Annotated in this window: 12 protein-coding genes; 1 reads left to right on the forward strand and 11 read right to left on the reverse strand. The window is 31.4% G+C overall.

What is annotated here, in order from left to right; genetic code table 11:
• Positions 1-61: 61 nt before the first annotated feature.
• From AAGV28_RS06130 to AAGV28_RS06175, 10 genes are all read right to left on the reverse strand, one after another.
• A complete protein-coding gene (locus AAGV28_RS06130; protein ID WP_373405944.1) occupies positions 62-1318 on the reverse strand; it encodes a type IX secretion system plug protein in 1257 nt (418 codons plus the stop codon).
• A 76-nt stretch (positions 1319-1394) separates the two neighbouring features.
• Positions 1395-2228, reverse strand: a complete 834-nt coding sequence (locus tag AAGV28_RS06135; protein WP_373405945.1) for a class I SAM-dependent methyltransferase — start codon at positions 2226-2228, stop codon at positions 1395-1397.
• A 77-nt stretch (positions 2229-2305) separates the two neighbouring features.
• The gene (locus tag AAGV28_RS06140) at positions 2306-2680 is read right to left on the reverse strand and encodes a GxxExxY protein (protein WP_373405946.1); all 375 of its coding nucleotides are present in this window, start codon (positions 2678-2680) and stop codon (positions 2306-2308) included.
• 67 nt (positions 2681-2747) lie between these two features.
• A complete protein-coding gene (gene map, locus AAGV28_RS06145; protein ID WP_373405947.1) occupies positions 2748-3566 on the reverse strand; it encodes a type I methionyl aminopeptidase in 819 nt (272 codons plus the stop codon).
• Between the two features lie 43 nt (positions 3567-3609).
• Positions 3610-4998, reverse strand: a complete 1389-nt coding sequence (locus AAGV28_RS06150; protein WP_373405948.1) for a TolC family protein — start codon at positions 4996-4998, stop codon at positions 3610-3612.
• Positions 4998-6344 carry an HlyD family secretion protein gene (locus tag AAGV28_RS06155; protein WP_373405949.1) on the reverse strand — a complete coding sequence of 449 codons (1347 nt, stop codon included), beginning with the start codon at positions 6342-6344 and terminating at the stop codon, positions 4998-5000. Before AAGV28_RS06155 ends, AAGV28_RS06150 begins: the two co-directional genes overlap by 1 nt.
• Before the next feature lie 2 nt (positions 6345-6346).
• On the reverse strand, positions 6347-8008 hold the full coding sequence (locus tag AAGV28_RS06160; protein WP_373405950.1) for a peptidase domain-containing ABC transporter: 1662 nt from the start codon (positions 8006-8008) through the stop codon (positions 6347-6349).
• 30 nt (positions 8009-8038) lie between these two features.
• Entirely contained in the window at positions 8039-8707 is a 669-nt protein-coding gene (locus AAGV28_RS06165) for a TetR/AcrR family transcriptional regulator (protein WP_373405951.1), read from the reverse strand.
• Between the two features lie 345 nt (positions 8708-9052).
• Positions 9053-10015, reverse strand: a complete 963-nt coding sequence (locus AAGV28_RS06170; RefSeq protein WP_373405952.1) for a sodium-dependent bicarbonate transport family permease — start codon at positions 10013-10015, stop codon at positions 9053-9055.
• Between the two features lie 69 nt (positions 10016-10084).
• Positions 10085-10381: a hypothetical protein gene (locus AAGV28_RS06175; RefSeq protein ID WP_373405953.1), complete on the reverse strand. Its 297-nt coding sequence runs from the start codon at positions 10379-10381 to the stop codon at positions 10085-10087.
• A 104-nt stretch (positions 10382-10485) separates the two neighbouring features.
• On the opposite strand from AAGV28_RS06175, the gene AAGV28_RS06180 reads away from it, so the two are divergent.
• Positions 10486-11409 (forward strand): LysR family transcriptional regulator, encoded by a 924-nt coding sequence (locus AAGV28_RS06180; RefSeq protein WP_373405954.1) that lies wholly within the window; start codon positions 10486-10488, stop codon positions 11407-11409.
• 80 nt (positions 11410-11489) lie between these two features.
• On the opposite strand, the gene gpmI is transcribed toward AAGV28_RS06180, so the two are convergent.
• Positions 11490-13013 (reverse strand): 2,3-bisphosphoglycerate-independent phosphoglycerate mutase, encoded by a 1524-nt coding sequence (gene gpmI, locus AAGV28_RS06185; protein WP_373405955.1) that lies wholly within the window; start codon positions 13011-13013, stop codon positions 11490-11492.
• Between the last annotated feature and the right edge of the window lie 7 nt (positions 13014-13020).

Here is a 13020-nt window from a genome sequence, read left to right on the forward strand (position 1 = left end):
TGTTTAATAGGGGCAAAATTACAAAATTTTCATTTGCTTTTGTTGATTTTTAAATCTTTTTTTAATTAATGATGTTCAGCGAATTAGCCGTTCCTTTTCCAATGACTCTATCGTAGCGTCCTGTGTTTTCTCTGTAGTAAACTAAAACAGTGTATTCGTTTTCAGTTTGATAGAAATTTCCGTCTATGGCGTTTTCATTATCGATCTTTCCTTTGCTGTCTGCAATAACATATTTGAAGTTGGTAAAACCTTGCTTAATTAGTATGGCTTTTTCATAAATCCCCTTTTTTTCGTTGTAATCCATTTTATATTCAGGAGATAGGCTATAATTATTAAACATTCCGCTAATGTAAATGCCTTTGTCTAATCGATACGTTGGAGCAGAAAGGCTAAAATAAATCCAGGCGTAATCGGCTTCAATGTCGTTATCTGTAGCATTTGTGTTTTTTACAACAAAATTACCATTGATGTCTTCAAATAAGGTGTAAGGTGAATTTCTTCTGGCACTATTGGTGTGTAATAAGCAATTATAAATGTCTGTGCTTGAATCTACATGGGCAATGTTGTTGCTTGCTACTCGAATGTCTCTGTTTTCGAAATAAAGAAATTCATTGCCTGCCCAAAATTGAGTTTCTGTATCGTATTTGTAAATTAAATCATTTCCAATGGTGTATTGGGGTTTGATGTTTTTTATCTCGGTATTAAAATCTCCATTTTGAAGTAGACTTACTTTTATATTTTTCAAAGCATTTTGAAAATTGATAGTAGTTGATTTTATCGAAAAATCCAAGTTGTTCATGTATTCGACAACACTAATATTTCTGGCTCTTTTTACTTGTAAAGGAACGGTTGCGCCATTTTCATGAAGAATAAATTTTCTGGAAAAGACTACTTCTTTGCTGTCATTCAGGATTTTAAGTATGTAGTTTCCGCTCAGTCGTAATTGTTCGGTAAATTGATTTGGCAGACTTAAGGTGTAATGTGAATAGATCTGTAAGGTGTTGAAGGAATTCAAGTAGTTTTGAATTCTTTGATTGTCAAATCCTTGTAAATATTCGTTTTTTGGAATGTTTGAAGGAATCCAGTTGTAATCACAATGAATAATTTCGTAATAATAATTGGCTTCATTCCCAAAAAGATCATCAAATTGAAACTGAAAACTGCTTCCTAATTCAAAAATGGGTACTGCATTTTGGTTATTTTGAACAAAAGAAACGGTTTTTATGTGGTATGGAGGAATTATTTCGTTTTGTACTTGAGCAGTTGCTGAAGCAAAAACAAACAAAAATATAATTTTAAAAAGAAGAGATTTAGACATGATTTTAGAATTGCTTTTGTGTAAATATAACAAATTAAGCAATAAAATAGCAGTTGTCTTAATGGCTCTTTTGAGTTTATTTAAAACATACGGGAATAATTTCTCCTTTAGCCAAACAATATTTTTCTACTAAATTCGGGCTGATTTTATTAGTATAATCTTCTTCAATTACTTTAAAACCGATGCTTCTTAATTTATCAAAATAATCACGACCGTAAATGCGTACGTGATCGTATTGCCCGAAAATCTTAGTGCGTTCCTTTTGGTCAGTAATACTATCGTCTGCAAAAGTAACGTCTCGATTTAAATCTTGTGGAATTTGTAAAATCGCCATTCCACCCGGTTTTAATACGCGATACAATTCCTGCATGGCTTTAGTATCGTCAGGAATGTGTTCTAAAACGTGATTGCAAAGAATTACATCGTATTGATTGTCTTCAAACGGAAGATTACAAATATCAGCTTTTACATCTGCCAATGGCGAAAACAAATCGGTTGTGGTGTAATCTAGATTTTGTTGTTTTCTAAACCTTTTGTAAAAAGCTTGTTCTGGTGCAAAGTGTAATACTTTTAATGCTGAATTGGTTTCAGCATCTCTTAATTTTATTCTTTTAGTATTTGTGATAGAAGAATCTGAATCTGGTTCAGATTGAAAAAAATCAGTTTCTTCATTTAAATACAGCCATAACAAACGGTGTCTTTCGAGCGAAAGTGTACTTGGCGAAAGCACATTGTTTCTTTGTTTTTCGTATCCGTATGGCAACATCGATTTGAAGCTTTTTCCATCAATAGGATCAGTGAAATTATTTCCTTTTAACGAAAAAGCAATAACAGGACGAGCCACATAACTCAAACGAATTAATAATGGTCGAGGAATAGTGTTTAGGACGAGTTTGAACACAGATTTCATTGGATAAAAATTTGAACACGAATTTCACGAATTAGCACAAATTATTTATGTCTAATATGAATTTCACTAATTTGAGATTATAAAATAATTCTTTTGTATTTCAGACTATCTTCTCCAAAATTAGCTAATAAACCAAGCTTGTTTTTGGATGATGCTAAATAATTTAATGTCTGCTTGATATCACTATTTGTTAATTGTGAAATTGCTTTTACTTCAAATATTATTTCATTGTAAACAACAAAATCAGCAATGTATTTTCGAGGTAAAATAATGTCTTTATACTTAATTTCATAAATTTTCTCTCTTTCGAAAGGGATTGAATTTATTTTAAATTCGTATTCTAAAGCATCTTTATAAACTACTTCGCTATGTCCTTTTCCAAGAATCTTATGTACTTCCATACAGATTCCAATAATTTTATATGATTCTTCTTTTAAATAAATGATATCCATATTAATTATTGTTGGTGAAATTTTTATACATTTTTCATTCGTGTTAATTCGTGAAATTTGTGTAAAATTAAACCACTAAAGGCACTTTTCTAAATTCATCTTCTTCATTACTCTCAATTCCTAATGCTTTGTAGATATAAGCAAAGGTGGAAAGTAATTCTGGTTTGCCATCCACAAGAGCTACGTCATGTTCAAAATGAGCAGATGGTTTTCCATCGGCAGTAAGAATTGTCCAGCCGTCTTTTAGTTGTTTGATATTGCGTGTTCCTTGATTGATCATTGGTTCTAGTGCAACGACCATTCCTTCAACAAAAAGTTTTCCGCGACCTTTTTTACCATAATTCGGCATTTCAGGGTCTTCGTGCATTTTTTGACCAAGACCGTGACCAACTAATTCACGTACAACACCATAGCCATGTGATTCAGTATATTTTTGGATTGCATTCCCCACATCTTCTACACGGTTTCCTGCTTTGAATTCACGAATTCCAACGTATAATGATTCTTTGGTAACTTGTAATAATTTTTTGGTTTCAGGAGCTACTTCGCCCACTTCAAAAGTATAAGCGTGATCACCGTGAAAACCATTTTTAAAAGCGCCACAATCAATAGAGATGATGTCTCCGCTAACTAAGGGAGTGTTGTTTGGAATCCCGTGTACAACTTGAGCGTTTGGACTCATGCAAAGGGAATTTGGAAAACCATATAAACCAAGGAAACTTGGGACAGCGCCATGATCTCTAATAAATGTTTCGGCTAATTTATCAAGGTGTAAAGTAGTTACTCCTTCTTTTACTTCGGAAGCCAACATTCCTAATGTTTTGGATACGATTAAGGCACTTTCGCGCATTAATTCTATTTCTTCACGTGATTTTACTATAATCATATTTCGTATTTTCAGTTGGCAAAAGTACAATTTTATAAATTATTTAATCCGGATTAGCCATTATTTTAAAAAGCTCTGAATTTGATATGAAAAAACGGTTTTCCAAAGCTATTTTTGATAGTTGTGCACTAACTAAATTATTCTCGCGTGTATTGATTAAAAATAAGGAACTTTCGCCAAAAGAAAACAATCTTTCTTCGGAATTTAACATCATCATATTGTCCTGAACTAAACTTTTAATTAATTCCTTTTGCTTTATTAAGGATTCAATTTCCATTTTTTGTGCATTGATTTTATTGTTCAATTGCACTTTCTCTAAATCCATTGTGTACTCAGTTTCCTGTACTTTGTACTTTGCTAATTTTAAACTTCCACGTTCTTTTCTCAGAAATAATGGAAAATAAAAGTTCAATCCTATTTTGTAATCTTCAAATTGATAATTGTCAATATAACTGGGTTCTGATAAATAGGAATAACCCACGTCAATTTTTGGCAACAGCATATTGGCTTTTAATTTTCTTTCCACATTAAGCATGTCAATTTTGCTTTGCAACGCATTGATTTTTGGATGATTAGTAATCGAAAAATCAGGATTTAGTAAGTCATTGGTTCTTAAGCTTTCCTGAATTGTAAATTCTAATTGTGCTTCTGGAACTAAATCGTCAGCTAATTCTAGTGGTATATTGTTTTCTAGCCAGAGGAAATTAGAAAGTTCTAATTTGGCTTTAGCCAATTTTAGTTGGGAGTCTATTAAATTTAAAGTTCGGTTTTTTACAACCATTCCAGCTTCGACACTGTCAATAGCGGGTTTGTCACCTTGCTCAATTAAGGACTGAATTCCTTTAAATCTAATTTTTGCATTAGTATTGTATTCATCATACAATGCTACTTCGTTAAAGCTTTTTTTCCAATTAAAATAAGCCACTGAGGCATCATACAAAATAGCAATCGCTTCTAGTTTTCTCTCGGATTGACTTAATTGCATTTGCATTTTTGCTTTTTGCAAATCGGCCATTCTTTGATTGATAAACAAACCTTGTCCAAGCGGGACTGTAATTCCTAATGAAGTTAATCCTTGATTAGGAACTGTGTTTTGTGGATTTAAGTACATGCCTTCATTATTGTCAAAGCCTGCTTTAATTTCGATTCCATACCAAGTAGGTATTTTAAAACTACTATTTAAAATAGAATAATATTCCTTGTCTTTGAATTGTTTTTTACTGAAATCGACTTCTATTTTTGGATCAAATCCGCCTCTAGCCATCATTAAATTAGCTTGTGCTTTGCTGATTTCTAAGTTGGCATTTTTAACTAATGGATGATACTTTTTTACATAACCCAAAAACTCGTTGTAAGTCAATTCCTTTGAAGGAATTTCTTGGGCAGTTATAGAAAAACCAAAGAATAAAAATGCTAAAAATACATGTTTCATTATTTCTTTTCTTTTGTGGTTTTAGTTGCTGGTTTATAATAATTAGGAGGAAATCCGTTTAGAACTCTCCATAATTCAAACCACACGGATACGTTCTCTAATAAGGCTATTGTTTGAGCTCCAGCTCCAATGCTTAATTGTTCTGGCCACTTATCTTCGTTTTTATCTGGAGCAATCAAAACTCTGTATTTACCATTATCGCTAATGAAGTTTTCTATGGCAACAATTTCTCCACCAAAAGTTCCGTAGGACATATTAGGCCATCCAGAAAATACAATGGTTGGCCATCCATCAAACCAAACTCTTACTTTTTCTCCTCTGGTTATTAATGGTAAATCGATAGGATTTACAAAAGTTTCAACCGCTATGTCATATTCTGATGGCATTATGGTTGCAATAGGAGTCCCTTCTTTTATAGTTTCGCCAATACCGGACTGCAATGCTCTATTGATATATCCGCTTTGCGATGCCTTGATATAATACATGCCGTTACGAATGCTGTAATTTGTGTATTGATTTTGGAGTTTGTTTACCTGTGCATCAGTGTCGTATTGACTGCTTAATGCTGTGAATTTATCACTATTAGCTTTCGAAACTTTTTCGGCATATTCTGCGGTAATTCTATTTATTTCTACTTTAGCGTTTATTAATTCATTTTTACTAGTTAGATATTTGTTTTCCTGTGTAATAATTTTAGCTTCAACTTCTTGCAATTTTAATCTTTTCTCTTCGATATCTGTAAGCGGTTTTAGACCTTCTTTATTTAGCTGAACAGATCGATTGTACTGGGTGTTAGCTATTCTTAACTGTGTTTTTACGGCAGCAAGATCCATACTGTCGCTTTCTATTTTCAAGAAAGCTTGCTTAATTTTATTTTCAGCTTGTTGTAGTTTTAAAACTTTCTCTCGTTCAATAGCCTCAATTTGGTTTAAAAGCATATCTACTTTTGAACTATAGGAATTCAAAGATTGCTGTTTTGCATTCATTTGGTTTTTAGTGTTTTCAACTAAATTGGGATCCATATAGTCTTCTTTTATCTCAGAGATAAATAAGATGGTGTCACCTTTTTTAACAAAATCACCTTCCTGAACGTACCATTTTTCTAATCGACCAGAAATAACACTTTGTATTGATTGTGGTCTTTGGTTTGGTTTTAATGTGGTTACACTCCCGATTCCTGAAATGGTTTGTGTCCATGGTAAAAAAAGTGCCGCTATTGCAAGCAATGAAACTCCTGCAATGATTCTGTTTAAAATTTTATAATGGGGTCTGTCTTTTAAGTTTCTTACTGTTTCGTAGCGTTCTAGCGACTGCAGTTTTGTATTGTTGTTAGATATGTTTAACATGCTTAATTATTTTTAATATCAAGTTGAATAGCTCCATTTTGCATAATTATTCTTCGATTACATTTGGTTTTCCAATATGGATTTTTTGAAGAAACAATTATTGTCCATTTGTTTTTTTCTGAAGTGATAAAGTCAATAATTTCATTAGCTACATTTTCATCCATCATATCGGTTGGGTCTTCATAAAATAATATTTTGGGTTTATGAATAATACTTCTTGCTAATAATAGTTTTTGAGCATTAGAGGAAGATAACTGTCTTCCTTCAGGAAAAATACGTGTTTCCAGACCTTTTGGTAAAGATTTTATTACTGATGAAAGTTGTACGCCATCAAGCGCCCATTTTAGGTCTTCGGTTGTTATATATTTATCGTTAAAAGTAATGTTTTCTAATAATGTTCCTTCAAAAGGTGTTTCGTCATGGATAATACTTCCTATTTGAGAGCGGTATTGTTTTAAGTTTATTTTTTTAAAAGTGTCATCATTGATATAAAACGATCCAGATGTTTTTTGTAATAAACCGGATAAAATTCGAATCAAAGTAGTTTTGCCTGAACCATTTTCACCATCAATTACTATTTTTTCTCCTTGTTCAATTTTTAAGGAAATTGAACTTAATATTTCGGTTTCAGAATCAGGGAATTTAAAAGCAAGATTCTCGGTTTCTATTGTAATATTAGTGTAGCATGTATCGCTCTCAAATGGACTTTCTTCTTCTATTTCTAAGTCAGTAACTTGTCCTATTTTTTCAATAGAAGTTAAAACATCATAGAATGTTTCGATTCCAAATATTATTTTTTCGGATGAATTAATGACTAATAAGATAATGATTTCTGCTGCAACAAATTGCCCAATATTCATTTCTTGTGACAAAACTAGAAATCCTCCAATTAATAATAAACAGGCTGTTATCGATACTTTAAAAATAATTAATTGAATAAATTGCCTTTTAATTACATCAAAATGTTTTTCTCTGTAGTTTAGGTAGCTAGCAACTAGGTTGTTGTTTTTTTGTAACCCAAAATTATAATGGAGTTCTTTTTTAAAACTGTAACTATTTCGAGCTATTTCTTGCAGCCAACTTGCTACTTTGTATTTGAATTTAGACTCTTTTAAACTAGTTTCTATTCCTGTAAAATATGAGAATTTAAAGATAGAATATAAAGCGACTATTAGTAAAATTCCTAAAATAATAAAATACGGATGGTACAAAGACAATAAAATGACTCCAAAAATGATTTGTAATAATGCTGCCGAGAAATCAATTAATAGTTTTGAAGCACCTTTTTGTATGGCTATAGTGTCAAAAAAACGATTGGCTAATTCTGGTGGATAGCTGTTATAAAGTTGGTTTGTTTTTATTTTAGGTAATCTTGCTCCAAAATCAAACGAGGAGCGAACAAATATTTTTTGTTGTAAATTTTCAGTGATACGCAATTGCATTAATGATAAAATTCCAACTAATATAACCCCAACAACTACTAAAATAATTAGAGCAATCCATGAGGCACTAACTCTTCCAGACTGTATAAGGTTTGTGATGGCTTGAATTCCAAGTGGTAAAGACAAACTAATTAATCCAGCAAAGATGGCGTAAAAGAATATTTGTGAAACATCTCTTTTGTCTAATTTAAGTAAGTTATAAAAACGTTTTAAGGGAGTCATAGTGGCTATTTTTGTTTTTTAATATATTGTTTATCTAAGGACATTATCAGCAATATTCAAATAAAATTGCGTCGTGCTATCAGGTTCATTACAATCTGTAATAGTTTTCAAATGTTCGTTTAAGAAGTGTTGATGTAAATTGCCCTCTACTATTGTTGAGACTAAGGATTTAGCATACGGATAACTTGGGTTTACTTCATTGACAATATTGGCAATGGTGTTAATTACTCTTTTGTATATTTGAAAAAAACCTTCTTTGTTTTCCTGGTCTACTTCTTTAGTTTGAAGTGTTTTTGTAAATTCGGCAATGATGATTTTATTTAATATTAACTCATTAATATGTTCGATTTTAGTGTCAACTGTTACTTTTTCAGTTACAACAGTGATAGCTTTTTTTAATTTTTCTTTCGAATTGGTACTGTTTGCTGTTGCCAGAATTAATTTGTATTCCATCCAACTCCAATACCAAGAAGAGAGATAAACTAATAATTTATGTTTGTTTTCAAAATAACGATAAATGGAACTTTCATTTGATTTGATTTTCTCTCCTAACTTTTTAAATGTAAAATGGTCAAACCCAATTTCGTCTATTAATATGATGCTTTCCTGAATAATTTTCTTTCCCAGAATAGAGGTTTCAGGATCTTTAATATACAGTTTTTCATTGACTTTTATTTTTAAATTTTCGGACAAATCCATTGTCAGTGTTTTTTGTGCAAATTTAATAGTAATACTGTTAGTTGTGAGTTTTTAACATTTTATTATATGAAAAAAACAGTAATTCTAATGTTATTCTAATGTTGGAGAATCTTTAGTTTTTTTTAGATAACGGCCAAGGTTAGCTTGCCTCACATTCGTTTCATGTTAGAGCCTATTTAAATTTTAGCCAATTATTTTTAGCCGATTATTTTCTAGAGTTTTCGGTAAATTTACTCAAAAATAAGTCTATTATTCTTTTTAAAATTTGCTCATCAATAGAAAAATAATTGTATAAATAACATGCTAATTAAAATAGGCTCTTAAAATCTAAAATTGTATTCTGATTTAGAATGTCTTTATAATTAAGAAATATATTGGCATTCCTATTGTTATGTTTACGGGAAAGGTTACTGCAAGTGCCATGGGCAAAAAAAGTCCAGGATTTGCTTTGGGTACAGTTATTTTCATAGCTGCTGGCACAGCAATATATGAAGCACTAGCAGCTAATATTGCAAACATAAATCTATTACTGATGTCATCAGTAACTAAGGAACTTAATACTGCAAACAAACAACCATTGAATAATGGTATAAATATGGCAAATAGGGTAGGGAATAGACCAAAAGAGAAAAATGATTGTAATTTTTTACCACTTGTAATTCCCATGTCTAGAAGGAATATGGCCAAAAATCCTTTAAAAAGATCATTAGTAAATGGAGCAATGCCCTCTGCTTGTTTGTCACTAGCCATAAAGCCTATAGCTAAACTTCCAAGTATTAGTAGTACACTACCATTAGTTAAAGAGTGTTTTAGTATGGAGCTTTTTTTAATAGATTTAGACTCTTTTTTGTTGAAAATAGATATTAAAACTAATCCTATTATTATTGCAGGTGACTCCATTAGTGCCATTATTGCAACCATGTGTCCATGAAGGTTTAATTGTTGTGCTTCGAGAAAAGAAACTGCAGTTACAAATGTTACTGCGCTAACTGAACCATAGGCTGCTGCTATTGCTCCCGAATCAAATATATTTAGTTTTTTCTTTAAAATGAAAAATGTATATAATGGGATAAATAGCGAAATGCAGATTCCAAATATCATTGACCATGCTATTTCACTAGTAAAGGTTTCATGCGATAATTCTTGTCCTCCTCTAAAACCAATGGCAAATAATAAATAGAGTGAAATAAATTTAGAAGAGTTTTGAGGGATTTCTAAATCACTTTTTAAATATACTGCAATTATACCAAGAACAAAAAAAAGTAAGGCAGGGTTTGTAAGGTTTTCAATTAGTAAATTAAAATTCATTTCAGTTTTTGATTTATTGTTATGTTATTTTTTATTAATGGAGTAAAAGGGCGTGTTTTTTTAATTATCTCAAATGTTTTTTTTGTTAAAAGTCTCAGGATTTTTAAAAATAATTTGTACTTCCGATAAAACAATTAGTTTTTGATTGTCCGCTTCAGCTCTTGAAAATATTTCCAAAAATTGTTTGACACTTTGATTTAATTCGTCTATTTTTTTTATTGCCATTAGATCATTTTTACCAGATCTGATTAATGAACTAAAATCCTTTCTTTCATAGAATTTTATTTTGTTTGAAAAAAGATTACTTAATACTTCTTTGAATTCTTCCGATGTAAATTCACCTTCAATTAATTTTAATTTTTGCATTTGATTCGTTTTAAGGATTTGTAGAATATTTGATTTTGCAAAATTCTGAGTTTTAACTCATATATTTTTATTTATATTTGTAATGAAACGCATAAAAATATTTTATGAATTATACTTTAAATCAACTCCAGATTTTTTTAAAAATAGTTGAAACGAGAAGCGTTACTAAAGCTTCTGAAGATTTGAATTTAACCCAACCTGCTGTATCCATTCAACTTAGGAATTTTCAAAATCAGTTTGATATTCCATTGACTGAAATTATTGGAAGGAAAATTTTCATCACTGATTTTGGATTTGAAATAGCTGAGGCGGCAGAGAATATAATCAATCAAGTTTATGCTATTAATTACAAAACACAATCTTACAAAGGACTTATGTCTGGAAGATTGAAAATTTCGGTAGTTTCAACAGCTAAATATGTAATGCCTTTTTTTCTTTCTGATTTTATAAAATCCAATCCAGAAATAGAGTTACTTATGGATGTGACTAATAAAAATAAAGTGATTAGAAGTTTGGAAAATAATGAAGTAGACTTTGCATTGGTATCAATACTACCTACAACAATTCCTCTTGAAAAGTTGGATTTGTTGCAAAATAAATTATTTCTTGTTGGGAATAACAACGAAAAATATAAGAGTAAAGAATATACAAAGAATGTTTTTTATGAATTGCCATTAATTTTTAGAGAAAAAGGTTCAGGAACAAGACAAACGATGGAAGAATTTATTAAAAAAAATGCAGTTCCTGTATTAAAAAAGTTGACTCTTACTTCAAATGAAGCTGTTAAGCAGGCTATATTGGCTGATTTTGGTTATTCAATAATGCCTTTAATAGGTATAAAAAATGAATTGCAAAATCATGAATTACAGATCATTCCTGTAAAAGGCCTTCCAATTAAAACAGTGTGGAGTTTGATTTGGTTAAAAGGGAAGAAACTTTCTCCTGTAGCTTTAGCTTACTTGAATTTTTTAAGACAGGAAAAAGATAAAATTATTCAGGAAAAATTTAGTTGGTACGAAAGGTATTAATGAGGTGTTTGTCTCTCAATAAAAATGTCCCTAAATAGTTTACACCGTTAGGGACATTTTGAATTTACACTGAGTTAAATTTATTTTATTAACAAAGAATGACTAGACATTACAATGGGTTGTTGTACTCCCATTAAATCTAAAATGGTTGGTGCAATATCACCTAAAACTCCATCCTGTATAGCAATCTGGTCATTGTCCACTAATATAAAAGGAACAGGATTAGTAGTGTGAGCTGTATTAGGGCTGCCGTCAGGATTAATCATAGTTTCGCAATTTCCGTGATCGGCAATTACAATAGTAGCATACCCATTTTTTAATGCTGCATCAATTACTCTTTGCACACAAACATCAACGGCTTCACAAGCTCTGATGGCAGCTTCCATAATTCCAGTGTGTCCTACCATATCACCATTAGCAAAATTAAGACAAACAAAATCAACTTCTCCTTTTTCGATTTCGGGAACTAAAGCATCGGTTAATTCATAAGCACTCATTTCAGGTTGTAGATCGTAAGTAGCTACTTTTGGAGAGTTTTTAAGAATTCGACTTTCGCCAATAAAGGGTTCTTCTCTTCCTCCTGAAAAGAAAAATGTCACGTGTGGGTATTTTTCCGTTTCAGCAATACGAATTTGTTTTTTACCCGCTTTTTCTAAAACCTCACCTAATGTTTCTGTAATGTTGTCTTTGTTGTAAACAACTTTTACATTTTGGTACGTTTCATCATAATTGGTCAATGTAACATAGTACAAATTCAATTTATGCATGTTTTGTTCGTGGAAATCTTGTTGCGAAAGTGCCTCAGTCAATTCACGACCTCTGTCGGTTCTAAAGTTGAAGAATATAACCACATCATCATCTTGAATAGTGGCTAATGGTTTTTCATTAGAATCTACAGCCACTAGGGGTTGAATGAATTCATCCGTAACATCATTTCCGTAGCTTGTAGCAATAGAAGTTACAATATCTTGTGTTGGTGTTCCAATTCCATTAACAACTAAATCGTAAGCAAGTTTTACTCTTTCCCAACGTTTGTCACGATCCATTGCGTAATAACGACCAATTACCGAAGCGATTTTTACAGGCGTAGTAGCAATATAGTTTTCTAAATCCTGGATGTATTTTTTTCCTGATTTTGGATCCACATCTCTACCGTCAGTAAAAGCGTGTATAAAAACTTGGTTTAAACCATAATCCTGAGTAGCATCAATTAATCCGCGTAAGTGAGAAGTATGGGAATGAACACCTCCATCAGAAACTAATCCCAGGAAATGCACTTTTTTATTGTTGTCTTTTGCATATTGAAAAGCATCTTTGAGTACTTGTTCTTGTGCTAAAGTTTTATTGGCTACAGCCAAATTAATCTTAGCTAAATCTTGGTAAACAATTCTACCAGCACCAAGATTCATGTGCCCAACTTCGCTATTTCCCATTTGACCTTCTGGTAAACCTACATGTAAACCGTCTGTCCTAAGTTGTGCGCTAGGGTATTTTTTATAAAGACTATTTATAAAAGGAACATTTGCATTATCAATTGCAGATACTTTAGGGTCAGGAGATTTTCCCCAACCATCTAAAATCATTAGGATTACTTTTTTGTTCATTATTTTT

The sequence above is a fragment of the Flavobacterium zubiriense genome (assembly GCF_041729725.1).
GTDB lineage: Bacteria > Bacteroidota > Bacteroidia > Flavobacteriales > Flavobacteriaceae > Flavobacterium > Flavobacterium zubiriense.